At 60.5% G+C, this 24,341-nt stretch carries 28 protein-coding genes and 1 pseudogene; 20 read left to right on the forward strand and 9 right to left on the reverse strand.

Annotated features, from left to right (window positions below):
- Positions 1-64 precede the first annotated feature (64 nt).
- The 4 genes from FBZ97_RS35130 (at position 65) to FBZ97_RS28105 (ending at position 1,969) form a co-directional block, all read left to right on the forward strand.
- The gene (locus FBZ97_RS35130; RefSeq protein WP_348642386.1) at positions 65-430 is read left to right on the forward strand and encodes a hypothetical protein; all 366 of its coding nucleotides are present in this window, start codon (positions 65-67) and stop codon (positions 428-430) included.
- On the forward strand, positions 431-598 hold the full coding sequence (locus FBZ97_RS35135) for a DUF6516 family protein (protein ID WP_348642387.1): 168 nt from the start codon (positions 431-433) through the stop codon (positions 596-598).
- Complete coding sequence (locus tag FBZ97_RS28100; protein ID WP_113354768.1) at positions 595-963, forward strand: transcriptional regulator; 369 nt, start codon at positions 595-597, stop codon at positions 961-963. Before FBZ97_RS35135 ends, FBZ97_RS28100 begins: the two co-directional genes overlap by 4 nt.
- Before the next feature lie 685 nt (positions 964-1,648).
- Positions 1,649-1,969: a DUF736 family protein gene (locus FBZ97_RS28105; protein ID WP_186449558.1), complete on the forward strand. Its 321-nt coding sequence runs from the start codon at positions 1,649-1,651 to the stop codon at positions 1,967-1,969.
- An 80-nt stretch (positions 1,970-2,049) separates the two neighbouring features.
- On the opposite strand, the pseudogene FBZ97_RS28110 reads toward FBZ97_RS28105, so the two are convergent.
- Positions 2,050-2,175: pseudogene (locus tag FBZ97_RS28110) on the reverse strand (WGR domain-containing protein); the annotation flags it as partial.
- Between the two features lie 118 nt (positions 2,176-2,293).
- Between FBZ97_RS28110 and FBZ97_RS28115 the strand changes: the two are divergent.
- From FBZ97_RS28115 to FBZ97_RS28125, 3 genes are read left to right on the forward strand one after another with little or no spacing between them, the layout of a single operon-like run.
- Positions 2,294-2,551, forward strand: a complete 258-nt coding sequence (locus FBZ97_RS28115; protein ID WP_113354767.1) for a type II toxin-antitoxin system VapB family antitoxin — start codon at positions 2,294-2,296, stop codon at positions 2,549-2,551.
- Positions 2,548-2,952, forward strand: a complete 405-nt coding sequence (locus FBZ97_RS28120; protein WP_113354766.1) for a type II toxin-antitoxin system VapC family toxin — start codon at positions 2,548-2,550, stop codon at positions 2,950-2,952. The genes FBZ97_RS28115 and FBZ97_RS28120 overlap by 4 nt, the downstream gene beginning before the upstream one ends.
- Positions 2,949-4,124: a site-specific integrase gene (locus FBZ97_RS28125; RefSeq protein WP_145323703.1), complete on the forward strand. Its 1,176-nt coding sequence runs from the start codon at positions 2,949-2,951 to the stop codon at positions 4,122-4,124. Before FBZ97_RS28120 ends, FBZ97_RS28125 begins: the two co-directional genes overlap by 4 nt.
- Positions 4,125-4,330: 206 nt before the next feature.
- On the opposite strand, the gene FBZ97_RS28135 is transcribed toward FBZ97_RS28125, so the two are convergent.
- Complete coding sequence (locus FBZ97_RS28135) at positions 4,331-4,567, reverse strand: hypothetical protein (RefSeq protein WP_113354827.1); 237 nt, start codon at positions 4,565-4,567, stop codon at positions 4,331-4,333.
- Between the two features lie 443 nt (positions 4,568-5,010).
- On the opposite strand from FBZ97_RS28135, the gene FBZ97_RS28140 reads away from it, so the two are divergent.
- Genes FBZ97_RS28140 through trbI form a run of 12 tightly spaced genes read left to right on the forward strand, consistent with a single transcriptional unit; the run spans position 5,011 to position 15,150 of the window.
- Positions 5,011-5,634, forward strand: a complete 624-nt coding sequence (locus FBZ97_RS28140; RefSeq protein ID WP_145323701.1) for an acyl-homoserine-lactone synthase — start codon at positions 5,011-5,013, stop codon at positions 5,632-5,634.
- A gap of 10 nt (positions 5,635-5,644) precedes the next feature.
- Positions 5,645-6,625, forward strand: a complete 981-nt coding sequence (gene trbB / locus FBZ97_RS28145; RefSeq protein WP_145323699.1) for a P-type conjugative transfer ATPase TrbB — start codon at positions 5,645-5,647, stop codon at positions 6,623-6,625.
- Positions 6,615-6,998 (forward strand): TrbC/VirB2 family protein, encoded by a 384-nt coding sequence (locus FBZ97_RS28150; RefSeq protein WP_145323697.1) that lies wholly within the window; start codon positions 6,615-6,617, stop codon positions 6,996-6,998. Before trbB ends, FBZ97_RS28150 begins: the two co-directional genes overlap by 11 nt.
- On the forward strand, positions 6,991-7,290 hold the full coding sequence (locus FBZ97_RS28155; protein WP_145323695.1) for a conjugal transfer protein TrbD: 300 nt from the start codon (positions 6,991-6,993) through the stop codon (positions 7,288-7,290). Before FBZ97_RS28150 ends, FBZ97_RS28155 begins: the two co-directional genes overlap by 8 nt.
- Before the next feature lie 10 nt (positions 7,291-7,300).
- Positions 7,301-9,757 (forward strand): conjugal transfer protein TrbE, encoded by a 2,457-nt coding sequence (locus FBZ97_RS28160; protein ID WP_145323693.1) that lies wholly within the window; start codon positions 7,301-7,303, stop codon positions 9,755-9,757.
- Positions 9,729-10,532 carry a P-type conjugative transfer protein TrbJ gene (trbJ, locus tag FBZ97_RS28165; protein WP_145323727.1) on the forward strand — a complete coding sequence of 268 codons (804 nt, stop codon included), beginning with the start codon at positions 9,729-9,731 and terminating at the stop codon, positions 10,530-10,532. Before FBZ97_RS28160 ends, trbJ begins: the two co-directional genes overlap by 29 nt.
- A complete protein-coding gene (trbK, locus tag FBZ97_RS28170; protein WP_145323691.1) occupies positions 10,529-10,717 on the forward strand; it encodes an entry exclusion protein TrbK in 189 nt (62 codons plus the stop codon). Before trbJ ends, trbK begins: the two co-directional genes overlap by 4 nt.
- The gene (gene trbL, locus FBZ97_RS28175) at positions 10,711-11,892 is read left to right on the forward strand and encodes a P-type conjugative transfer protein TrbL (RefSeq protein WP_113396282.1); all 1,182 of its coding nucleotides are present in this window, start codon (positions 10,711-10,713) and stop codon (positions 11,890-11,892) included. Before trbK ends, trbL begins: the two co-directional genes overlap by 7 nt.
- An 18-nt stretch (positions 11,893-11,910) precedes the next feature.
- Positions 11,911-12,573 (forward strand): conjugal transfer protein TrbF, encoded by a 663-nt coding sequence (locus tag FBZ97_RS28180; protein ID WP_069610834.1) that lies wholly within the window; start codon positions 11,911-11,913, stop codon positions 12,571-12,573.
- A 16-nt stretch (positions 12,574-12,589) separates the two neighbouring features.
- Positions 12,590-13,402, forward strand: coding sequence for a P-type conjugative transfer protein TrbG (trbG, locus tag FBZ97_RS28185; protein WP_113354757.1), 813 nt, complete (start codon positions 12,590-12,592; stop codon positions 13,400-13,402).
- Positions 13,403-13,405: 3 nt separating this feature from the next.
- Complete coding sequence (gene trbH, locus FBZ97_RS28190; RefSeq protein ID WP_145323689.1) at positions 13,406-13,843, forward strand: conjugal transfer protein TrbH; 438 nt, start codon at positions 13,406-13,408, stop codon at positions 13,841-13,843.
- 11 nt (positions 13,844-13,854) lie between these two features.
- Positions 13,855-15,150 carry an IncP-type conjugal transfer protein TrbI gene (trbI, locus tag FBZ97_RS28195; protein ID WP_145323687.1) on the forward strand — a complete coding sequence of 432 codons (1,296 nt, stop codon included), beginning with the start codon at positions 13,855-13,857 and terminating at the stop codon, positions 15,148-15,150.
- Positions 15,151-15,274: 124 nt separating this feature from the next.
- Here trbI and pepT read toward each other — a convergent pair whose 3' ends face one another.
- The 7 genes from pepT to FBZ97_RS28230 all read right to left on the reverse strand — a co-directional run bounded on the left by pepT (position 15,275) and on the right by FBZ97_RS28230 (position 23,965).
- Entirely contained in the window at positions 15,275-16,519 is a 1,245-nt protein-coding gene (gene pepT, locus FBZ97_RS28200; RefSeq protein WP_145323685.1) for a peptidase T, read from the reverse strand.
- 107 nt (positions 16,520-16,626) lie between these two features.
- On the reverse strand, positions 16,627-17,910 hold the full coding sequence (locus FBZ97_RS28205; protein ID WP_145323683.1) for a CapA family protein: 1,284 nt from the start codon (positions 17,908-17,910) through the stop codon (positions 16,627-16,629).
- Between the two features lie 90 nt (positions 17,911-18,000).
- Positions 18,001-19,674: an ABC transporter ATP-binding protein gene (locus FBZ97_RS28210; RefSeq protein WP_145323681.1), complete on the reverse strand. Its 1,674-nt coding sequence runs from the start codon at positions 19,672-19,674 to the stop codon at positions 18,001-18,003.
- The gene (locus FBZ97_RS28215) at positions 19,671-20,546 is read right to left on the reverse strand and encodes an ABC transporter permease (protein WP_145323679.1); all 876 of its coding nucleotides are present in this window, start codon (positions 20,544-20,546) and stop codon (positions 19,671-19,673) included. Before FBZ97_RS28215 ends, FBZ97_RS28210 begins: the two co-directional genes overlap by 4 nt.
- An 11-nt stretch (positions 20,547-20,557) precedes the next feature.
- Entirely contained in the window at positions 20,558-21,535 is a 978-nt protein-coding gene (locus FBZ97_RS28220; protein ID WP_145323677.1) for an ABC transporter permease, read from the reverse strand.
- Between the two features lie 5 nt (positions 21,536-21,540).
- A complete protein-coding gene (locus FBZ97_RS28225) occupies positions 21,541-23,124 on the reverse strand; it encodes an ABC transporter substrate-binding protein (RefSeq protein ID WP_145323725.1) in 1,584 nt (527 codons plus the stop codon).
- A gap of 265 nt (positions 23,125-23,389) precedes the next feature.
- On the reverse strand, positions 23,390-23,965 hold the full coding sequence (locus FBZ97_RS28230) for a hypothetical protein (RefSeq protein WP_113389884.1): 576 nt from the start codon (positions 23,963-23,965) through the stop codon (positions 23,390-23,392).
- 165 nt (positions 23,966-24,130) lie between these two features.
- Here FBZ97_RS28230 and FBZ97_RS28235 point away from each other — a divergent pair, with 165 nt between their 5' ends.
- On the forward strand, positions 24,131-24,331 hold the full coding sequence (locus tag FBZ97_RS28235) for a helix-turn-helix transcriptional regulator (RefSeq protein ID WP_145651048.1): 201 nt from the start codon (positions 24,131-24,133) through the stop codon (positions 24,329-24,331).
- The last annotated feature ends 10 nt before the right edge of the window (positions 24,332-24,341 follow it).

The following is a 24,341-nucleotide window of genomic DNA, read 5'->3' on the forward strand; positions in this document are numbered from 1 at the left end:
TTCGCCGCCGTCTCATAACGCTGAAGCCGCAGCCTATGCCGAGGCCCGGGCCATCGGCGCGGCTTTGCTCCCCTCCCTCATCCGCCCCGCCGTTTCCAAGGCGGACGAAGGCAAGGGTGGTTTGCTGGCTGCCGAGGCAGATGAGTACAGCGACTACCATGCAACGGACATGATCAACGTCCCGAGGCGGCTGAGTAATCAGCCGTCGCCGGTCGCAGCGTCTCTCCGCTGCGACCGGCTTGCTTTCTCCATATCTTGCCCGTTGTCATTCTTGACAACGGTTTTAACTGATGGCATAAATGACAACATGATTGCAGCGACCTTGATCGAACGTTCCAAAACGGTTTTGCCAGACGGCGCGATTGTCGAGATCGTTATCTGGAAAGTGCCTGAACCTGTTGCCGGAAGCATGCATCTGTTCAAGTATTGACTGTTCTACGGCAAGGATGGTCGCCGCATCGTCGGTTTCGACAATGAGCGGGGTAAGGGTGATCATTGCCATCTGGACGGTGACGAGCAGCCTTACCACTTCACGACGACCGATGCCCTCCTGTCCGATTTTCGGAAGGAGATCATCAAGAGGAGGCAGAAGCCATGAAAGAAGCCTTGATCCAAATCCGAGCTGATAGCGAAGCAGCTCTTGATGAAGCCTTTGACCGGGCGGCTAGCGCGATGCGGTCGGGAAAGCCCTCTGATCCCGTCGCCGTCTTCACTTTTTCCTCACCCGCCCAGCTCTTTTCGGTCATCACACCCAAACGATGGGAATTGATCGAACATCTTCAAAAGATCGGCCCGTCGAGCATTCGCGGCCTTGCCCGCTCTCTCGAACGGGACATCAAGCGGGTGCATGACGATGTGTCAGCCTTGTCTGATTGGGGTATAATCGAACAGACCGACGATGGGAAAATTCATATTCCCTACGAGGTGATCCACGCGAATTTCGATCTGCGAGCAGCTGCTTGATCATCATTGGGGCGAGGGGAACCCCCTTCGGCCCTTCCCCTCGTGCACCCCTGCCCGCCCGCAATGAAACGCAAGGTCGAAGGCAGGCGATGCCCCCGGCTTTTCGGCCGGATCGGTCCGATCGCACCCGGAGCACGACAGACAGGACTAAGACATCCCCATCGGAAGCATACCGTTCGGTGCAATGCCGGGCGGCTTGGTTATCAAGTGACGGCTTTTCAAACAGCGCCGTTGCCGCTTCTGCTTCCTCCATATGCCGCCGATACCAGCATGTAGGCACGCCCAGGTGATCACCTTCGGGCTGTGGACCGAAACCTTGGCGCTGCGGTTTTGTAATTTGCCTACCCATCCGTGGCATGGCTGTTGTTCGATCGCGCCGGCGGCGCGTTGTCTTCATGGAAGGCAGATGAGACGAAACCTGAGCGCCGGACGTATCTTCCTGGATTGCGTTGCCTCAAGTTGATGGCTCATTGCGACCGGCCAGTCGGACAGCAACCGCCGCATTGACGAATTTCCCCTGACTGACGTCATTCCTCGCGAGGCAAATTCCTCCCAGCCGGCGCCGCTCCGCATGCGCTTTGCCCCTCGGGTGCAGTCCCCGCGGCAAATGCCCTGGCATTTGCGCTGACTGTCTTCCGGCCGCTTGATCGTGACCATCGGCAACGCAAACCAAGGAGACACTGCCATGACCGATCTCGTCAACTTCATCCGCGTCAACGAGGACAACACGCTCACCGGCAATGTCGCATCCCTCGCCTACGACTTCGACATTTTCGGGGAGGAATTCGATAGCCCCAACGCCAAGGCTCCGGTCTATCGCCTCTTCGTCAAGACACCTCGCGGACGCCGCGTCGAAATCGGCGGCATCTGGAAGAAGCAGAACCAGAATGGCGGAGACTGTTTGACCCTCTCCGTCAACACCGGCTACGGCAGGCTCAACGCCAACCTCGGCCGCTATCCCGGACAGGATGGCGACGAGCTGATGGCCGTCGTCCCTTGGGACTGACACCGCAAATCTCCCCCGGTCTTGCCGCCGGGGGCATTGTTCTGCCGTCGAACGTCAAAGAGGCCTGTCCCGCCGGGGGGTTATTTCGGCTGATAGCCGCGTCTGGTTTTCTGAGGTGCCAGCGCATCGATGCGCTTCGAGGGATCGACATCCTTCTCGATCAGTTCCAGCTTCATCTGACCGTGCGTGCCGATCCGGCCCCAACGCCGCTCAAGCCAGACTTACCAAGTATCGATAGTGAGCCATCTGAAGGCGTTCGCTTGCTATCTTCCCAGCAAAGCACTATCTTTGCGAGCCATGATATCCGCGCCAGGAATGCTCAAAATGCCCGCACCGCGGCTTTCCATCCGCAGCAGCAAGGCACGCGATCTGGCGCACGCCCTGGCCAGACGCACCGGCCAACCAATCAACAAGCTCGTCGAAATTGCGCTCGAGCATTACGACCAAGAACTGCGGCAAAAACCGACACAGACGCCAGCCGACACGCTTTGGGAGTTGATGGCGGAGGGCCGACGGTCCGTGCCGGCCGGCACCACCTACGCCCACGATGATCTCTACGACGAAAACGGTTTGCCGAAGTGATCGCTGTCGATACGTCGGTAATTGTGGCTACATCACTGGGAGAGCCCGAAGCTGAACGGTTTCATGCGCTCGTCTCCCGCGAGGATGTCGTCATTGGCTGGCCGACCTTGCTTGAGGCACGAATGGTGCTCACCGGCAAGAACTTTCCTAACGCTGCAATCATCATTTCACAGCTCGTCGCTTTGCCAAATGTGATTGCGGTGGCCTTTGGCGAGCGGCATCATTATGTTGCCGAGAAGGCCTTCGACCTGTTTGGCAAAGGTCGCCATCCGGCCAGCCTTAACATAGGCGACTGCTATTCGTACGCCGTTGCCGCGATCGCAAAGGCCCCTCTCCTCTTCAAGGGGAATGATTTCGGGCGGACGGACGTAAAGTGCCATCCCGCATCGGCTACTCAATGACAAGCAAAGCTGTCGTCCGGCCCTCCCCCGCTGATCCAGTGCTGCTCCGCGCCGAGGAGCTGGACGCCCTTGATGCTATCCTGCCCTTCGCCCGCCGCGATCAGCTGGCGGCGCTGCTGACCGATGACGACGTCGCCACCCTCAAGCATCTCGCCAAGGAAGGCATGGGCGCCAATACGCTTCGCGCACTCGCCTCCGATCTCGGCTATCTCGAAGCCTGGTGCGAGCTTGCCACCGGCGCTTCCCTCCCCTGGCCGGCGCCGGAAAGTCTGCTTCTCAAATTCGTCGCCCATCATCTCTGGGATCCCGCCGAGCGTGCCCAGGATCCCACGCATGGTATGCCGGCCAACGTCGAGATCGGATTGCGCGCCCAGGGTCTACTGCGTGTCGATGGCCCGCATGCGCCAGACACGGTACGCCGGCGGCTGAGCTCCTGGTCGATCCTGACGCGCTGGCGCGGGCTAACGGGATTATTTGCCGCGCCTTCCCTGAAAACCGCATTGCGCCTGGCTGTGCGCGCCACGCCGCGACAACGCCGCCGCAAGAGCAGACGAGCCGTCACCGGCGATGTGTTGGCAAAGCTGCTGGCCGCTTGTGCTGGCGACCGCCGCGTCGATCTTCGCGACCGCGCCCTGTTGCTGACTGCCTTTGCCTCCGGCGGCCGCCGGCGCTCCGAAGTCGCTGACCTGCGAGTAGAGGATCTGGTCGACGAGGAGCCGGTGCATGCCGATCCCCGAAATCCCGCCTCCCCTCTCCTGCCGTGTCTCACCATCACTCTCGGCCGCACCAAGACGACAGCGGCCGACGACCGCGCGCACGTCGTTTTGATCGGCCGGCCGGTCGAAGCGCTCAAGCAATGGCTGATGGAGGCCAAGGTCGACGCGGGACCGGTGTTCCGGCGCATCGACCAATGGGGCAATATCGATCGGCGGGCGCTGACGCCACAGTCGGTCAATCTGATCCTGAAGACACGCTGCAGCCAGGCCGGTTTGGATCCGGAGCTGTTTTCGGCGCATGGACTGCGCTCCGGATATCTGACGGAAGCCGCCAATCGCGGCGTTCCTTTGCAGGAAGCCATGCAGCAATCCCTACACAAGTCCGTGGCGCAGGCGGCGAGTTACTATAACAATGCGGAGCGAAAGAACGGACGGGCGGCTAGGTTGGTAATCTAGTGGCCGCCCGAACTCAGAATTATGCCCTTTTTGAGCGGTGTGGTGACTTTTCAGCGATGCTGGAAAGGTCGACCTTCTTGCCGGCGACATCGGCGATGATTTTCAAGCTACCACCTAGAGATTCAATGTAATCTCGGAGTGTCCACAGCTGCGCTTGGTCGAATAGCGTAACAATTACAGAGATGGAAATCCCGGCCACCCGCTTGTCAACGATCAAGCAGGAGCCGGTCGAGTTTGCTGCTCGGATTCCCGAACACCAGATCCTTGAACAATGCGGAAACGATCCGCGGGCGCGAACCTGTTCTCTCATCGATCAACACCACCGAGAGCCTCTTGATCTCGATGGTGATTGTGCGTGCATCGTCACTGCGACGATACCTCCATGCATCGAGCAAATCGAAACCGTTCCGTGCGGCCCATGCCGCGACAATCTGCGCCGTCATGACGTGTCCTTCGGATGAGACGGCCACCATGTCCGCTCAAATCATCCTGCCCTATCGAAATAACTCGAACGGAGGAAAGGGATCCAGCGCCGGCTGGGCCAAGCGGTCGATTGTCGAAAACTGTTGCAGCTTGGACTCACACTTGAGGTGCGAGGTCGATCAACAGCAACCTTTGCATTGCTCACCCCCAGCATGGCCCGAACGACCACCGTGGCCGCCATCAGTTCGCGCCCATGCGAAATCCGCCACAAATCGCATGGCTCGAAATTTGCGGGCAGGCTCTGGTACCACATTCAACGGAAACGCTGTTGAAATATTGATCTTCCAGCATCTTTCCCAAGTCACCCGACCCAGGCCGCTACCGATTTGTAGGATTCTACAACTGCCACACAATTCCAATCTGTGCTGATTTCTCCGCGGAAGAAACAACGACGGAGAAGTTCATGCGAGTTGTCGCGTTCTCGACGCCCCGGACGATCCAGGAGACGCATCTCCTCCACATGCATCACAAACTCCGTGCCCGCGTGTTCTCCGGTCGCCTGGGTTGGGACGTCAAGGTAACCGCGGAATGCGAGTCCGATGACTTTGACGCTCATGGGCCAACCTACGTCCTCGCAATCTCCGCCTGTGGCCAAGTGGCCGGATGTGCAAGGCTGCTCCCGGCCCTCGGTCCGACCATGGTGACCGAGGTCTTTTCCTCGCTTCTCCCGAATGGCCGGCTAAATGCCCACCGCGCAATGATCGAAAGCTCGCGCTTTTGCGTCGACACCGCACTTAAGGAGGGAAGGGAAACGGGTTCAGTGCATGAAGCAACGCTGACCATGTTCGCGGGAATCATCGAATGGTGCATGGCGAACAACTTCTCGGAAATCGTCACGGTGACCGACGTCCGCTTCGAGCGGATCCTCGCTCGTGTCGATTGGCCGCTCCAGCGCCTCGACCAACCCAGGAAGATCGGTGGTACCATGGCGGTAGCCGGCACCTTACCTGCCAATGAGGAGATGTTTCAGAAGCTCCGCCCTTCCAACTACCAGTCGGAATTCACCCCTAGCAACCATGCAGTGTAAGGAGAAATCGGTGAACCAGCTTCGCTCTCACCCCCGGCTTGTCCGCAAACTTCAAGAAGCCCTCGGCGATCAGCTCTGCGTCGCGCTAGATGATCCGACCGTCGTCGAGATAATGCTCAATCCGGACGGAAAGCTCTACATCGAACGGCTTGGGCACGGTATCGCTCCGGCCGGCGAGATGTCGTCGGCCGCCGCCGAAATGGTGATCGGCACGGTTGCCCATGCCCTCCAGTCCGAAGTCGACGCCGAGCAACCCATCATCTCCGGAGAGCTACCGATAGGCGGTCACCGGTTCGAAGGTCTGCTGCCGCCGGTGGTCGCCAAGCCTGCCTTCACGATTCGCCGACGCGCTTCGCGTCTAATCCCGCTCAACGATTATGTGTGCTCCGGCGTTATGACACAGGACCAGGCCTTCACGATTCGAAGCGCGATCTCCTCCAGGCTGAACATCATCATTTCGGGTGGTACCGGGTCTGGCAAGACAACGCTCGCGAATGCGGTGATCGACGAGATCGTGAAATGCGCACCAGAGGATCGGCTCGTCATTCTGGAGGATACGGCCGAGATCCAATGTACGGCGGAGAACGCCGTTCTTCTTCATACCAGTGACACTGTCGACATGGCACGGCTCTTGAAGAGCACCATGCGCCTGCGTCCCGATCGGATTGTTGTCGGCGAAGTCCGCGACGGTGCCGCTCTCACCTTGCTCAAGGCATGGAACACCGGTCACCCGGGTGGAGTGGCAACCATTCACTCGAACACCGCCCTGTCGGCGCTGCGTCGTCTTGAGCAGCTCACGGCGGAAGCAAGCCAGCAGCCCATGAACGAGGTGATCGGCGAAGCCGTCGATCTCGTTATCTCCATCGAACGGACAGCGCGCGGGCGGCGCGTTCGCGACGTCATCCAGGTCGAGCGCTTCGTCAACGGCCGATATGAAATTGAATCCGACCAACTTAGCGAAGAACAGGAAGAAGGACATCATGTCGTATAAGAACTTGAGTTTCATCGTTGCGCTGCTTGCCGCATCCTTCGCTCTTGCTAGCGTCACCCCAGCGTTCGCCAGTTCTGGCGGCAGCCTGCCCTGGGAAGGTCCGTTGCAGCAAATCCAGGAATCGATCACCGGTCCGGTCGCCGGCGCCATTGCACTGGCCGCCGTGGCCATCGCTGGCGGAATGCTGATCTTCGGCGGCGAGCTCAACGATTTCGCGCGGCGCTTGGTCTATGTCGTCCTCGTCGCCGGCATCCTGCTCGGCGCCACCAACATCGTCGGCCTGTTCGGCGCGACCGGTGCCTCGATCGGATTGCCGGACGCGCAGCTAACATCGAACGGACAACGCTTGGACGGGGAGAGGACTCATGACTGAGCCCGTATCTGGCCTGCAGCGCAACCGCATTCACCGTGCACTCTCGCGTCCGAACCTCCTGATGGGCGCAGACCGCGAACTAGTGCTGCTCACCGGTCTGGGCGCGGTCATCCTGATCTTCGTTGTGCTGACCGTCTATTCCGCGCTCTTTGGAGTCGCCGTTTGGATCGTCATCGTCGGACTTCTCAGGATGATGGCGAAGTCCGACCCATTCATGCGGCAGGTCTATATCCGGCATATCTCGTACAGACCCTATTATAAGGCGACCACGTCGCCTTGGCGCCGGTATTGAGGAGACGGCTATGGCGGCACTCAAACGCTTCCGCGCGACCGGTCCATCCTTCGCCGATCTGGTTCCCTATGCGGGCCTCGTCGACAATGGCGTTCTCCTGCTGAAGGACGGGAGCCTGATGGCCGGCTGGTACTTCGCCGGTCCGGACTCGGAAAGCGCGACCGATCTTGAACGCAACGGCCTTTCGCGGCAGATCAATGCGGTCCTCTCGCGGCTTGGAAGCGGCTGGATGATCCAGGTCGAGGCCATCCGCATTCCGACGGTCGATTATCCGTCGGAAGAGCGCTGCCATTTCCCCGATCCGGTCACGCGCGCGATCGACGCGGAGCGCCGGGCGCATTTCAAGCGGGATCAGGGGCATTTCGAGAGCAAGCACGCCCTCATTCTCACCTACCGGCCGCTTGAGTCCCGGAAGACCGCCCTCAGCAAATATATCTATTCGGATGAAGAGAGTCGGAAGAAGTCTTACGCGGACACGGTGCTCCTTGTTTTCAAGAATGCCATCCGTGAAATCGAGCAGTATCTCGCGAACACATTGTCGATCAGGCGAATGGAAACCCGTGAGACGATCGAGAAGGGAAGGGAAAGGATCGCCCGCTATGACGACCTGCTGCAGTTCGTGCGATTCTGCATCACGGGCGAGAACCATCCGATCAGGCTTCCGGATATTCCCATGTACGTCGACTGGATCGCGACGGCCGAGCTTGAGCATGGCCTGACGCCAAAGGTCGAAAGCCGCTTCCTAGGCGTTGTCGCGATCGATGGTCTGCCGGCGGAGAGCTGGCCAGGCATTCTCAATAGCCTCGACTTGATGCCGCTGACCTATCGATGGTCATCCCGCTTCATTTTTCTCGATGCGGAGGAGTCGCGGCAAAAGCTGGAGCGCACGCGCAAGAAATGGCAGCAGAAAGTCCGGCCATTCTTCGACCAGATATTCCAAACACAAAGCCGGTCGATGGACCAGGATGCGATGGCCATGGTGGCCGAGACCGAGGATGCCATCGCACAGGCCTCATCGCAGCTGGTTGCCTATGGCTATTACACGCCGGTCATCGTGCTGTTCGACAGCGACCGCGAGGCACTGCAGGAAAAGGCTGAGGCGATCCGCCGGCTGATCCAGGCCGAAGGTTTTGGCGCTCGGATAGAGACGCTCAATGCGACGGACGCGTTTCTTGGCAGTCTGCCAGGCAATTGGTATTGCAATATTCGCGAACCACTGATCAACACCAGCAATCTCGCGGACCTCATCCCGCTCAACTCGGTGTGGTCGGGAGCTCCGATCGCCCCCTGCCCCTTCTACCCACCGAATTCGCCGCCCTTGATGCAGGTCGCGAGCGGATCCACCCCGTTCCGGCTCAACCTGCACGTCGATGATGTTGGCCACACGCTGATCTTCGGGCCGACGGGATCGGGTAAATCGACACTTCTGGCGCTGATCGCCGCGCAGTTCCGCCGATACGGCCAAGCTCAGATTTTCGCGTTCGACAAAGGAAGCGCGCTTTTGCCGCTGACGCTCGCGGCCGGCGGCGATCACTATGAGATCGGCGATGACGCCGAAGGGAAGGACCGGGCGCTGGCCTTCTGCCCCTTATCCGAACTCGGAAGCGACGCCGACCGTGCGTGGGCGACGGAATGGGTCGAGATGCTGGTCGGCCTCCAGGGTGTCACCATCACGCCCGATCATCGTAATGCCATTTCCCGTCAGATCGGACTGATGGCGAGTGCTTCTGGGCGATCGCTTTCGGATTTCGCCAGCGGCGTGCAGCTGCGCGAGATAAAGGACGCACTGCATCACTACACCGTCGATGGGCCCATGGGGCAGCTCCTGGATGCCGAGGAAGACGGGCTGACCCTTGGCGCCTTCCAGACCTTTGAGATCGAGCAGCTCATGAGCATGGGCGAGCGCAACCTCGTCCCGGTTCTGACCTACCTGTTCCACCGGATCGAGAAGCGCCTGGACGGGTCTCCCAGTCTGATCGTGCTCGACGAGGCCTGGCTGATGCTCGGTCATCCCGTGTTCCGCGACAAGATCCGCGAATGGCTGAAGGTACTGCGCAAGGCCAATTGCGCGGTGGTGCTCGCGACCCAATCCATCTCGGACGCCGAGCGGTCCGGGATTATCGACGTCCTGAAGGAGTCGTGCCCGACCAAGATTTGCCTTCCCAATGGTTCCGCTCGACAGCCGGGCACGCGGGAGTTCTATGAGCGGATGGGCTTTAACGAGCGGCAGATCGACATTGTCTCCACCGCGATCCCCAAGCGCGAATATTACGTGGCGACGCCTGAAGGCCGACGCCTCTTCGACATGTCGCTCGGACCGGTCGCCCTTAGCTTCGTCGGCGCTTCCGGCAAGGAAGACTTGAAGCGCATCCGCGCGCTGAAATCCGAACATGGCCATGACTGGCCGATCCACTGGCTTGAATCGAGAGGAGTTCACGATGCCACATCGCTACTCAAGTTCGAATAGATGGTTCGCCTGGCTGGCGGCCGCGGCCCTGACGATCGGAACCGCGCCTTTAGCTCGAGCGGGGACCGCCACCGGTGCCGCGACGGAGTGGACGCAGCTCGCCAACAACGCGCAATTGGTGGACCTGCTCAAGAGCTCGGGCATCCAGGTCGACAACCAGCTGACGCAGATCAGCCAGCTTGCGGATCAGATCGAAAACCAGCTCAAGATCTACCAGAACATGCTGCAAAACACGGCTCGGCTTCCCGATCATATCTGGGGACAGGTTGAAAGCGATCTCAATCAGCTGCGCGGTATCGTCAACCAAGGTCAGGGCATCGCCTTTTCGATGGGCAATGCCGACGATGTTCTTCAGCAGCGTTTTCAGAGTTATGCCGATCTCAAAACCAACCTGCCGGACAACGCGACGTTCTCCTCGACCTACCAGTCCTGGTCAAACACCAACCGCGACACCATCGCCAGCTCCCTGAAGGCGGCGAGCCTGACGGCCAGCCAATTCGACAGCGAGGAGGAGACGATGTCGTCCTTGAGATCGTTGTCGGAGACGGCCGATGGGCAGATGAAGGCCTTACAGGTGGGCCATGAAATCGCCGCCCAGCAAGTCGCGCAGATGCAGAAGCTTCGCGGTCTCGTCTCACAGCAAATGACGATGATGGGAACTTGGCTCCAGACCGAGCAGACCGACAAGGATTTGGCCCAGGCGCGACGCGAAAAGTTCTTCGACGCCGAGGTCAAGAGCATTCCCGAAGGTCAAAAAATGGAGCCTCGCTGGTGAGCCGCGCTGCCCTCGTTGCCCTGTTGCTCGCCGTCACCGCCGCGAGCCTGTTGATCGCTGGTTTCCGGGGCGGAGCCAAACCTGTTCTCAGCGAGGAGCAGCGTGCTCTTCGGGAGAAATTCTTCGGCTCCGGCGGGGAGCCGCCACCGATCAAGGACGGACAGGAGATGCGCCCAAGATGGTGAAGAGCAATTTTGAGCGCCCGTTCCTGATCGCAGGACTTGCCTGCCTCGCCTGCGCCGCCCCCGCGTTAGCGCAGGAAGGACAGGTTCTCACCGAGCTGGAAAACCAAGTATCGGCCGCGGCGAAGGGATGGGAGACAACTATCATGGACGCGGCGAAATCGCTGTTCTGGATCCTCGCGACGATCGAAGTCGGTATCGCGGCGGTCTGGCTCGCCGTCCAGGCCGCGTCGCTGGATAGTTGGTTCGCCGAACTCGTACGGCGGATCATGTTCATCGGGTTCTTTGCGTTCGTCCTCACGCAAGGGCCGACGTTTGCACGCGCGGTGATCGACAGCCTGTTTCAGATCGGCTCGGGCGGTGGCTCAGCCTCGCCCGCCGAAATATTCGACGCCGGTATCCGGGTCGCCTCGCAAATGTCACAACAGGCGAAATTCGGGGTTTTCGAGGACAATGCCCTGGCGATCGCGGCCATACTAGCGATGGGCGTCGTCGTCATTTGCTTTTCGCTTGTCGCGGCGATCTTCGTATCGGTGATGGTCGAGATGTATGTTGGTCTGCTGGCCGGCATGATCATGCTAGGGCTGGGCGGCTCATCCTACACGAAAGACTTCGCCATCCGTTACCTCATATACGCCTTCGGCGTCGGCATGAAGCTGATGGCGCTGGTGATGATCGCGAAGATCGGATCGCAGGTCCTCTTGGGTCTGGCGAATGCTCCGACCGCATCCTCCGATCGATTTGTCACCACTTTGTCGATCGCTGGCATTTCCGTCGTGGTCTTCATTATCGCCATGTATGTACCGAGCATCCTTCAGGGTGTTGTCCAGGGAGCCTCCGTCAGCGGCGGTATGGAGACGATCCGCCATGGTGGACAGGCGGCATCCTTCGCCACCGGCGCCGGGTTCCTCGCCGCTGGCGCTGCCGGCGCGGGCTTCGCGGCGGCGCAGGCCGCACGAGCCGCGGGCTCTTCCGTCGCTGGCGCCGCTCTTCGCGGTATCGGTGTGGGCTTCGGTTCGGGCGCGCAAGCAGCCGGCTCAGCCGCCAAGGAAAAGGCGATCGGCTCCCCCGGCGCCTATGCCGGCTCCATTCTCGGACTTGCGAATGCGAAGCTCGATGAACAGCGTGGCGGTCACGGCGCGCCAAAGCCGCCCCCGGAACGCAACGACAGATCATAAATCACAAGGGAAGAACAAATGGCAGCGAACCGCGCACCTGATAATCCGTATCTCGCCGCACGTCTTGAATGGAACGAACGCTATGGCTCCTATGTGAAAGCCGCCGCCGCTTGGCGGATCGTCGGCATCCTTGGCCTGGCAATGGCCGTGATCGGGTTCGGCTACGCGATGTATCTGAGTACCCAAGTGAAGCTTGTCCCCTATATCGTCGAGGTCGACAAGCTTGGAACCGCGGTAACAGCCGGCTTCCCCGAACAAATCGAGTATGCCGATGCGCGGGTGGTACGCTCGACGCTCGGCAACTTCGTCACGAGCTTCCGTTCTATCACGCCCGACGCCGTGGTACAGAAGCAATATATCGACCGCACCTACGCCCTGCTGCGCACCTCCGATCCGTCGACCGAGAAGATCAACACTTGGTTCCGCGGCAATTCACCCTTCGAGAGGGCGAGATCCTCGACGGTCGCGATCGAGGTCAACAACATCGTGGCGCTTTCGAAGCAGACCTATCAGATCGACTGGACGGAATACGAGCGGGACCGGAAGGGCAAGGAAACCGGGACCCGTCGCTTTCGTGGCATCGCCACGGTCGCGCTTACCGCGCCGCAGGATGAGGCGACGATCCGCCTCAATCCCATCGGCCTCTATGTCCGGGATTTCGACTGGACGGCTCAGCTTTAAGGATAGGGATATCTCAATGCGAAAAAGAGGATTGATCGCGGCCGCCGGCTGCATGGCCGGGCTCGCCTTTGTGGCGTGCGCGCAGGCGCAAAGCATGACCACGAATGAAGTGAGGGGAACGACTATTTCCCGGAAGTGGCGTGGGGCACCTGGCCTGGTCACGACAGGACCGGATGGCAAGGTCATCTTCCTGTTTGGCGAGACCCAGCCCTCGGTCGTCTGTTCGCCGCTGCAGGTCTGCGATATCGAGCTGCAGGGTGGTGAGATCGTCCGTGACGTGCTGGTGGGCGACACGGTGCGCTGGAAGGTGGAACCCGCGACATCGGGGGCCACCGGAGGCCAGGCGATCCACCTGATCGTCAAGCCTTCCGAATCTGGTCTTGTGACCTCGATGGTGGTCACGACATCGCGACGCACCTACCATATTCAGCTCAAGTCTCACCCCAGCCAATACATGGCGCGTGTCGGCTTCGAATATCCGGAAGATGTTTCGACCAAGCTCGCGGATATCAATGCCCGTCTCGAAACAGGCGGCATTCCGGGCACGACGCCGGATAAGCTGAACTTCTCCTATTCCGTGAGCGGCAGCGCGCCCTGGAGGCCAAAGCGGGTCTATTCGGACGGTGTGAAGACCTACATCCAGTTCCCGAAGTCGATCTCGGGTCAGGACGCACCGGTACTGTTCGTCGTTTCCGGCGGCCAAAATCGCATCGTGAACTATCGGATGAAGAATGACATGATGACCGTCGACTATGCCATCGACAAGGCGATCCTCGTTTCCGGCGTCGGTTGGCGACAGCAGAAGATCACTATCCGGCGGGGAGGATGATCGATGGGCAAGCTTTTCGGATTCCTGCTCGTGGTCGTGCTACTTTCCGGTTGCCAAACGGCGGATGACGCGCTGACCACGAGCTCAACTCCCGTCGCCGTCACCGGACCCGCCGCAAGCGCCATTGCCGGTGACATGGCAAGCCGGCTTGCCGAGCAGATCGGTCCGGCCGGTGTGGCGACGATCAAGATGGAGAACGACACCTCGGAGTTCGCGACCGCCCTCGAGGCGGCCCTGAAGGGGTGGGGCTACACGGTCGTCACGGACGGCAAGGTTGCGAAGGACGTCAAGCCGGTTGAGCTTGCCTATGCAATCGAGCGGTTCGACGGACAGGTTTTGGCACGCCTGTCGACGCCTTCGATCGCTCTTGGCCGTGCTTATACGCCCGCGGGATCCGGCGCCGCGCCGGCCAGTCCACTTTCGATCATGCGGCGCAACTGAGGGAGATCGAAATGGGCCAATCGCTCCAGCTTGGCACGTCACGCCAAGCCGACGATCAGACCGGCATGCGCCGGCTCAACCGCCTGCCGATCATCGTCGCCATCATCGTCATCACGCTGTTCGTGGGAATCGTCGTCATCGGTCTGTCGCTGCGCGGTCTTTCCTTCCAACGTGGCGACATCGTGGAGGCGTCTAACAGCCCCGCGACCAATTTCGGCGACCAGCTCAAGAGAGGTGTAACCGATGGCATTATCGGTGAGCCGGAAAAGCAGGAGGCGTTTCAACCAACTCCCGTTATCGCGGAAAAAACGGAGAAGCACGAACCACTCGTCGAACGTCAGCCACCGGAGCGGCAAGATCGTCGACAAAGGCTGGAGTCGGAAGAGGAGTGGAAGGCGCGGTTGAAGCGGGAGCAGGACGAGCAATATATCCGTGAAGCACAGCGCCAACGGATGGCGCGCCTTCAGGCCCGCGCCACGGCGCTCGATTCACCGCTTAAAGTCGACATCTCGGATGTCGAGAAGGCGGCGAGTTCCACCAATGAGCCTGGTCGCCAGGCGCCGAATGCCGCCGCGAACAATGCTTCGGACCTCTACGCCACCGCCATGAAATCCGGGCTTATCGGCCAAAACGTCGACCAGAACGGCCAGGCGTCGAAGGAGGATTTCTTCAACCAAGATATCAAGGATCTCGGCTACCTGCCGAACCAGGTCGTGCAGCGGATGTCGCCTTATGAACTGAAGCGCGGCTCGGTCATTCCGGCAACCTTGATCACCGGCCTCAACTCCGACCTGCCTGGGCGCGTGACCGCGCAGGTCAGCCAGAACGTCTATGACAGCGCGACGGGCTATCGCCTCCTCATCCCGCAAGGCGCCAAGCTGTTCGGTCGATATGACTCGAAAGTTTCCTTCGGCCAGGAGCGGGTACTAGTCGTCTGGACGGATCTTATATTCCCAAACGGGTCTACCTTGCGGATCGGCGGCATGGCCGGCACCGACGCCGAGGGATATGGGGGCTTCCGGGACAAGGTAGACCGCCATCTGTGGAGGACATTCGGTTCAGCGGCGCTGGTGGCGATTATCGGGACTGGGATCGACATGTCGATGCCGGAAAGCTCTACGCTTGCGACGCAGGACACGGCGTCGGATGCCGCGCGACGAAACTTCGCCGAGAGCTTCGGCCGGGTCGCGGAACAGACGATCTCGAAGAGCCTCAATGTTCAGCCGACGATCCAAATCCGGCCGGGCTACAAATTCAACGTCCTGGTGGACCAGGACATAATCTTCCCGGCCCCCTATCAGGGATAGGAGAAGCTTCGACGGAGCGTCAAGCGGAACATCAATGATTTCGGTGGATCCGTCTCGTTCCTACGTCGCTGAATTTTCCGTAGAAGGTGCCGATGCCAAACGAGGTCCCGCGAGTCCGATTCCTTCAGCTGCCGTCCGATCCATTTTCCCTGGCGGCCAGCAGGCATATCCCGCGGGCAACATCCAATGATCGTTCGAAGGCCGGCAGAGGTAGAAACTCGAAGCGAGAATGAAAGTTGTGCGCGCCGGTGAAGAAGTTCGGAGTCGGTGTTCCTCGAGCGGAAAGCACAGCGCCATCGGTGCCGCCGCGCATTGGCAGGAGCTTCGCTTGGATCCCGAGCTTGCCGAGAACCTCGAAAAGCAGCTCAGCGGCACGGTTATCATCGCAAAGGCTGCTGGCGATATTTTGGTAGGTATCGGTCAGCTGGCAGCGAACATCGCCAGTCGGATATCGCGAGTTGACCAAATCCGCGATCTCCAAGATCCGACGTTTGCGTTCATTGAATCCGATCTCATCGAAGTCCCGGATCAGGGCGATCAACGTCGCCTGGCTGTCATTTGCGATCAGATCCTTGAACCAGAAAAAACCCTCCCGGCCCTGAGTGCATTCCGGTGCATCGCCACGGTCGAAGTGGCCGATGAAGTCCATGGCCATTAGCAGGGGATTGACGAGGGTGCCCTTCGCCGACATGGGATGAGCGCTGACACCCGTGAAGACGATTTCACAAGATGCGGCGTTGAAGGTCTCAAGGACTACTTCGCCTAGCTCGCAGCAATCGATCGTATAGGCGAAATCGCAAGGGAAGCGGGAGAGATCGAGCGCCTTGGATCCCCGCAGCCCGATTTCCTCGTCTGGTACGAAGGCAACGAAGATGTCTCCGTGCTCGCCTTTTGCATCGAGCCGGGCAAGGAGTGTCATGATGACCGCGATCGCCGCCTTGTTATCCGCGCCCAGGACGCTGGTGCCGTCGCCGAAGATGATCTCCTCGCCTGCCCAACGGAGAATTTCCGGATGTTCGTCGACGCGCAGCCAAATGTCCTCGCGAGGATTGAGGCAAAGATCCGCTCCCTCGAAGCGAAGAACCCGCGGTCGGACGATCGGCGAGAGACCGACGTCGACTGTATCAAGATGGGCTATGAAGCCAACTTTTGGAGCCTTCGGTCTGCTCCCGCGCTTCACCGCCGTCACGATCGCATGCTCGTCGACCTGGACATCATCGAGCCCGAGCGTACGCAACTCCTCTGCCAGCAAGACGGCGAGCTCGAGTTGTCCGGGTGATGATGGCAGCGATTCGGAACGGCCGTCGCTCTGGCTCTCGATCGCGGCATAACGAAAAAATCGACTGACGAGTTCGTCTCGAACTTGCATGGTTTTCATCCCATCCAGGCTGGCTCAAGGAGGTGCCGTCGAAATCCTCGGCATTCTCATTCGTGGCACGGCCGATCGCTGCATTTGGGCATGATTTGGGCATGGCGTCAGATAGCGAAGCGATCGCGCATGACCTCCGACCCTGATGTCCTCGACTCGAGCCGCACGACGCCGATGTCGCCCTCGACCACGATATCGACGCCAAGGCTGGCCGATTGTTGGGAAAACCGCCGCAAGATTCTCTCGGCGCTTTTCCCGGTTGCCAGATGTGGCACCAGCCGGCGCTCCAGCAGTCGGTCCTTCAGTCCCTCGTCGCCGCCGATGATGACGGGATGAAGCGTTATCGCGGTAAGATTGTTGTCACCGTCGAAAGAGCACGAGCCGATCACGCTCTCCCAGACCTCGGGTGCCGTCCAAGTCGATTTTTCCGAACGAACATGGAAGATGAAATTGCCGAGACTGTAGAAGATCGGCTTGGCCCGATAGATCTCCAGGGGCTGGAGAACCGGCGCGCCGTGGCTGACGAACATGGCGGCTCCCGCGTCGATGCACTGCCGGGCGACGCCGCCGACCCATTCGGGAACCTGGTACCAGTCCGAAGCCCAGTGATGATGGTGCAGATAGGCGACCACCAAGGAGCCGTCGGCCGCGGCGGAGCCGATCGCCGCGAGATTTCTTGCCATGTCACCCTCCTCGATCGTCACGCCGCGGCCGAACCTGTTGGATCGCGCGAACACGGCGCGCCCGATACCGATCTCGCGATCTGGAGAGAGACGCCGTGGGTCGTCCGGCTGACTGTCATTGGCAAGGTCGATCGGCGTATAGCCGACCCTGTCCCGGATGACGCTAATCCGTCGGAACGACTCTTCGTCCACCTCGATCACCTGTGACAGTCCGAGCCGGTTCACGCCGGGGCGCTCGGGACGGCCGTTGTCCGCGTCCGCCGCATACATGAAATCCGGACCCGGACCGCCATCCATCGCGATGATCGCGACACGCCGGCCCTTGATTGTCCCGACACCCGCACGCGAGGCCTCCTGACCGTTGCGACCAAGACCGGCATGGAGGAAGCCTCGCTTCTCCACCTCTTCCAGCGTCGACAACACGCCCGGCGGGCCAAGATCGAAGGCATGATTGTTCGAGAGCGAAAGCGCGCCGAACCCCATGGATCGGAGAGCGTCCAGGACGGCTGGTTTGCTGCATCCGAAGAACGAACCCTTTAGCGGCCAACCGCCGTGATTACCAAGGATCGTCCCCTCGAAATTGGTGAACGAGAGATCGGCCTGATGAAGCAGCGAGCGAACCTGCCCGAAGGCTGCAGCGCTTATATCGTGGATGTCGTGCTTTATGAGCGATTGGCCTGTGACGGCCAACGTGAAGCTGTTGTTCATGTGTCACCTTTTATCGCGGCGAATGCCGCCAATTTCCAAAAACCAATATTGAAGCGCGCGCCGGCGCTCAGCCGTTGCAACAATCGAGGCTCAGGCCATGAAGCGGTGAGGCCGCGCGCTGATGAGCGTTTGCGTGTAGGGATTGCGGGAACGCGAGAAGACGGCATCGCAAGGGCCGCCATCCTCCACTTGGCCATTCCTGAAGATGTAAAGGGAATCGCAGAGCTGCTGCACGACGGCCAGATCATGGGAGATAAAGATCATGGTGATGTCCCGCTCGGTGATGGTGTCCTTCAGCAGCGTCACGATCTCCGCCTGCACGGAGACGTCGAGAGCCGATGTCGGTTCGTCCGCCACGATGATTTGCGGCTTAGCCAGCAGGGCTCGCGCTATGCAGGCGCGTTGCTTCTGGCCGCCCGAAAGCTGGTGCGGATATCGGCCGAGCAGGCTTCGGGCGAGGCCGAGGCGATCCATCATCCTCACGAGATCGTCGGACCCGCCATCGTGACGCGAAACTCCGCCAAATCGGATGCTTTCGCGCAGCGTCTCCTCGATCGTCATCCTGGGATTGAGCGACATGGCCGGGTCCTGAAAGATCATCTGCACGCGGCCGAGAAGACCGCCTCGCCGGCCATTCCTCGAAGGGTCATACTCCCTTCCGTCGATGATGATCCTGCCTATTTGTGCCGTGTCGAGGCCAGCGACGATACGGCCAAGCGTCGTCTTGCCGCTCCCGCTCTCGCCGACGATGCCGGTGATCGCGCCGCGCCGCAGCCGGATATTGACGCCACGCAGCGCGAACTTCGGGCCGATCCGGCCAAGGCGCCACGCCAGGCCCGGCGGCGGGAAGGTCTTGGAAAGACCTTCAACGACGAGAAACATGTCTCGCCCATTATCCTTCTCGACGGAAGCACTCCGACCCGTGTCATTATCAGTCTTCACAGCCGTCATTGCGATCCGCAGTCGCGGGACGGCCGCGAGCAGGTTCCGCGTATAGTCATTTCGCGGCACGTCCAGGATAGCCGTGGTACGATCCTGCTCGACCACTTGGCCCTTTCTCATGACAAGGACTCGGTCGGTGATCTCGGAAACCACGCCCATGTCATGCGTGACGAGGACGACCGAGACGCCGGTTTCATCGACGAGGGTTCGAAGCAATCCGAGAATCTGCTTCTGGACGGTGGCATCCAGCGCCGATGTCGGCTCGTCGGCGATGATGATGTCCGGAGAGCCGGCAATCGCGATGGCGATGACAATCCGCTGTCTTTGGCCACCCGAAAACTGATGCGGGTAATCGCCATATCGCCGCTCCGGGTCGGGAATTCCAACTCGGCCCAGCAGATCGATCGCACGCGCGCGGGCCTGGCGCCGAAAAAGAGAGGGGTCGATCGCCAGGATCGTCTCCTGGATCTGCGTCCCGACGCTCATTAGCGGATCGAGCGAGGATGTATGATCCTGAAAAATCGCCGATATCCGCCGTCCGCGAATGGCATCTCGCTCACTCATTGTCATGGCGCCGATGGACTTGCCATCGAATTCGATCGTTCCGGCCGAATGCTGGAATTCCGGTGTGAGCAGGCCGAGCACGGCATTACCCAGCGTGGATTTTCCCGCTCCCGACTCGCCGATAATGCCGAGGATCTCGCCACGATCGAGTTCGAAACTCACATCGGTCAGGATTGTGACCGGCCCGGACGCCGAGCGGTAACGAAGGCCAAGATTGCGCACCCGAAGCAGGGGAGTCTTCATATTTTCTTCGCTCATGCCGCGCGGCTCCTCGGGTCAAGACGGCGGCGAATATCCTCGCCGACCAGATTGATGCTGGCGATCAGCCCGAATAGGGCGAGGCCGGGGAAAAGGCTGATCCAGTATTGGCCGGTCAGGAGATACTGAAAGCCATTCGCGACGGTGGAACCAAGGGATGGCTTGTCGAGCGGCACCCCAAGGCCCAGAAAGGACAAGGTCGCCTCGAGCGCCACGGCGTGACCGATCTCGATCGGTATCAGGGTCACTGCGGGCGCGATGCTGTTCGGCAGCAGGTGGCGAAAGATGATCCGCGACGTCGGCATTCGCAGCAAGCGCGCGGCATCCATGTAAGGCTTGCCCGTCTCGCTCAAGGCGATGCCGCGCGCGAGCCGCGCATAGGTCGCCCACTGCGCGATGATCAGGGCCAGGATGATCCGGTCCATTCCAGGTCCGAGCGTGACGATGGCGATCAGGGCGATGAGGATCGTCGGAAGGCTAAGCTGCAGGTCGACCAGCCGCATGATCGCGATGTCAACCCACTTGCCGAAAAAGGCAGCACTAACGCCAGCGGTGAGCCCGATCAACGCGGCGATAGCGGCGCTGGTTACCGATACGACGAGGCTGATGCGCAATCCGTAGAGGATGCAGCTGACGATATCCCTGCCGAGCCCGTCCGTGCCGAGCAGGTAAAGATAGCCGCCACTGCCCGGTGTGCCCGGCGGAGAGGATGCCTCCCAGCCGTAGATCTGCAGCGGATCATAAGGGTTTTGCGGCGCGATCGCCGGCGCGGCGACCGCGACGAGGATGTAGCCAGCGAGCACGATATTGGCGGCGGTCAGGAATTGGAGGCGCGGACGCCTCTTCAGCGCGTTTAGGATTTCAGTTCTCACGATGGATCACCTTATGAAGATAAGCGCACGCGCGGGTCGAGCACGGCCTGGAACAGGTCGACAAGGGCGTTCAGAACGACGAAGGCGACGGCGATGAAGGTCAGAGTGGCCATCACGACCGGCCGGTCGAGGAGTTGGATGGAATCGATCAGCAGCTTGCCGACGCCCGGCCACGCGAAGATGGATTCCACCACCACCGCGAAGGCAAGCATGCCGCCGAACTGCAGGCCGATGATGGTCACGATCGGCACGCTGATGTTGGGAAGCGTGTGGCGAAGCAGTACCCGTCGCGGGGAAAGGCCCTTGGCGCGACAGAACCGGGTGAAGTCCAGGTTTTCGACTTCGATCGTGCCTGCTCGCGACAGCCTGGCGATCAGCGCGATATTCGGGATGGCGAGCGCCAGGGCGGGGAGGGCGAGATGCCACAGGCCGTTCGCGGTGAACACGCTCCAGTCCTCGCCGAGGACGACCACGGTCGAACCCCGGCCGCCGGACGGGAACCAGCCCGTCAGGATGGCGCCGACTAGGATCAGCATCATGCTCAGCCAGAATGATGGAACGCTGAGCGCGAACACGCTTGATCTCAAGATAGCCTTATCGAGCGACGTACCCTTCTTCCGGCCGGCAAGGAGCCCCACTCCTACGCCGACCGGAGCCGCGATGAGCATCGCCACGCAGGCGAGTTCGAGCGTCGCGGGAAGCTTGGCTATGACCAGCGCGAAGGCCGGCAGGTGATAGATGTAGGACGTGCCGAAGTTTCCATGCACGACATTGTCCAGAAACAGGAGATACTGACGCCAGATCGGTTGATCCAGCCCGAGCGCGATGGTCGCGCGCCGGATATCCTCGGGCGTGGCGGTTTCCATGTTGACGATGCTGAACACCGGGTTGCCGACGCTGTGAAGCCCGATGAAACCGATCAGCGACATGGCGAGGAGGAGAAGGAGGGCTTGAGAAAGCCTGCCGAATGCGACTGAAACCAAGGCCATGATGCTTACTCCGTCGCCGCGAGCGCCTGCATCGCGGTCGTCCAGCCACGGGGATGCATCACATAGGAGGCGATACGCGGCCCGTAACCGACGATGTGATGGAAGTGGTAGAGCGGAATGATCGGCTGGTCGGCCATGACGAACTCCGTCGCGGCGGCAAGTGCCTTGTTCCGCTCCGGCCCATCCTGCATGCTTTCCGCCTTGGCGAGCATCGCGTCGAAGGTCTCGTTACGATAAAGCCCAAAGTTCAGGGCTCCGGTTCCACGGCCGGGATTTGGGGAGGCAAGCAGCGCATCGAGGATGACATCCACCGTCTCGCCCGAGCTGCCGCCATACCACAGGGCATAATCGCCCGCCGCCCTCTGGGTATTGAACACCGAGAACGGAGAGGCGACCGGCCGGACGCTGACGCCGATGCGAGCCCAGCTCTGGGCGATGGCCTGAAGGCTCTCGGCGTCGCCGGGATAGCGGCCGGCGGGTCCGGCCAGAACGACGTTGAAGCCGTTCGGAAAGCCTGCCTTCGCTAGAAGCGCTTTCGCGTCGTCATAATTCGGCGCCTCGGGCTTCAGGGTCGCGGATGTGCCCGGCAGGCCCGCCGGAAAGACTTGCGCGGCGGCCGTGCCGTAGCCCGAGAGGATCTTCTCGACCAGGATACCGCGATCGATCGCCATGGCGAGCGCCCGGCGGACGGATGGGTCCTTGAAGGGGTTGGGAATGGGTTCGCCGGACTTTCCGGTGACGCCTGGGAGCGTATCTCTGCCAACGTCGAACTGCAGGAAATTAACGCGCGCGGCGCCAATGCTGGCGATCCGGACGCCGCGATTTTTTAGGGAGGCCACATCGCGCGCGGGAATGGCGTCCGCCACGTCGACATCGCCGGTGGCCAGCGCCGCCACGCGTGCGGCGGGGCTTTCAATGACCCGAAACGTCACCGCGAACCAGGCGGGCTTTCCACCCCAGTAGCCATCATTCCTGGAAAGCTTCAGCGTCTCGCCGGAACTCCAGCTCTCGAACTTGTAGGGTCCCGTGCCGACTGGACGGCCGCTATTGAGTTCCTCGGTGGTCTGGAACCCCTGCGCCGGCCGACGCATCACGAAGATCGAGGAGAGGGACAAAGGCAGGTTCGGGAGATTGCCGTCCGTGTCGATGACAACGGTAAGGGGATCTCTTGCCGAAACTGACTTGATTCCGGTTAGATAGGACCGAAAGCCCCCGCTCGGTGGCTTCAGGACATCGCGAATTCGCTCGATCGTATAGACGACATCGTCCGCCGTGAAGGGCGAGCCATCATGAAAGCGGACATTGTCGCGAAGCTTGAATTCCCACTGCGTGTCGGAAACGGCGCGCCAGGAAACCGCGAGCTCGGGCCTGAGGTCAAGATGCTCATCCTGATAGACCAGCCGCTCATAGATATGGGACAGTAGTGATGTGTTCTCGTTGAGGTTCGCGTAATGCGGATCGAGCGTCATCAGTTTGTAGGAGGTGGCGATCCGCAGCGCCTGTGCAGGGGCAGCCAGCACGCTCCAGGCCGTAAACAGGATCAGCGGCGCGGACAGGATGAGCCGACGCAATGGATTTCCGAGTTTCATCATGAAGTTCCCTTTTTTTAATTTTGGCGCGGCCGAGGCCGCCGCGGTGGAAGCGATCCCACCACACATGTCTATTGAGATGATTTCCTCAGGGATCCGGCTCGCACCGTCTGGCCCGGCCGGCCCTCCGATGAGCAACCCCGAAGCGGAATCCTCCGATTACACGAGGCAGAGGCGTCTCCGCGTCAGCGGAGGCGAACGAAAACCAATAAATTCCTAGAGAGGAACCGAAACGGCGAACCCGACCTGCGGCGGACGCGGGGTGCTAGACACCGAGAGTCGCTCCCTGCATCGCGGCCGTGACCTGACGACGAACGCTACCGCGGGACGACATTTCGGCGTCGATCTTCAGCAAGTCGGCGATGACAGAACGGAGCTGTGGCCAGGGATACTCATCGCTTGAAGCAGATGGTTGCCATCTGGCGAGCATGGCATCGAGCTTGAGGCTCGCGCCGACGATTGATTCCGCGGGCGTATCCCACAGCCTTTCGGCCATTTCGTCTTCCATCGCCGCCGCGCGTTCCTCTTCCCGAACCGCCGCGCTATATCCGATCTCCTGGTCGGCCGCCTTCCAGGCCTCGGAGGCGTCTGATAGCGTGCCAACCATCTCGAATAGTCTCTTTTCGAGACCCTGCTGCCGCACGCATGATTCGATCAACCGGTGCCGTGCCGCGCACCATTGCTCCCAAATGGCAAAGGCGAGATCGTCATTTTGGATATCCAACGGCCCCATAAGCCGGGCTGCAAGCCCAGGATGTGTGGGAAAAGACGCAGACACGAAGGAATGGAGGTCTCCCTGCGTGACCATAGACAAAGTTCTGCTATTGTCGGAATCAGCCATGATCCGAGCTCCTGACAGCTTAGGTTGTGGTCAGATCGAACAGGTGTTGCCGCACTTGTTCGATCGCTGACCGTAACCTCTCCTACAAAATGATAGAAGTCAATCAGAAAGTGTGCCTTGAATAATTTTCTTCTTACAACTGAGCAATGCCGCGGGGCACGAGCTATGTTGGGCTGGAGCCAAGCGGAGCTTGCAAAAGCAGCGAACGTGTCTCGGCAAACGATCGCTGATTTTGAACGCGGCGCTCATATGCCTATCAACAATAATATCGGCAGCATCATCGCCGCATTTCAGGCGGCCGGAATAGAATTTATCCCAGAGAACGGTGGTGGAGTTGGTGTTCGCTTCAGGAAGCCGGGGGTGTAGACCGCTAAAA

Origin of the sequence: Rhizobium sp. ERR 942 (genome assembly GCF_007828395.1) — a bacterium.
Classification (GTDB): domain Bacteria; phylum Pseudomonadota; class Alphaproteobacteria; order Rhizobiales; family Rhizobiaceae; genus Rhizobium; species Rhizobium dioscoreae.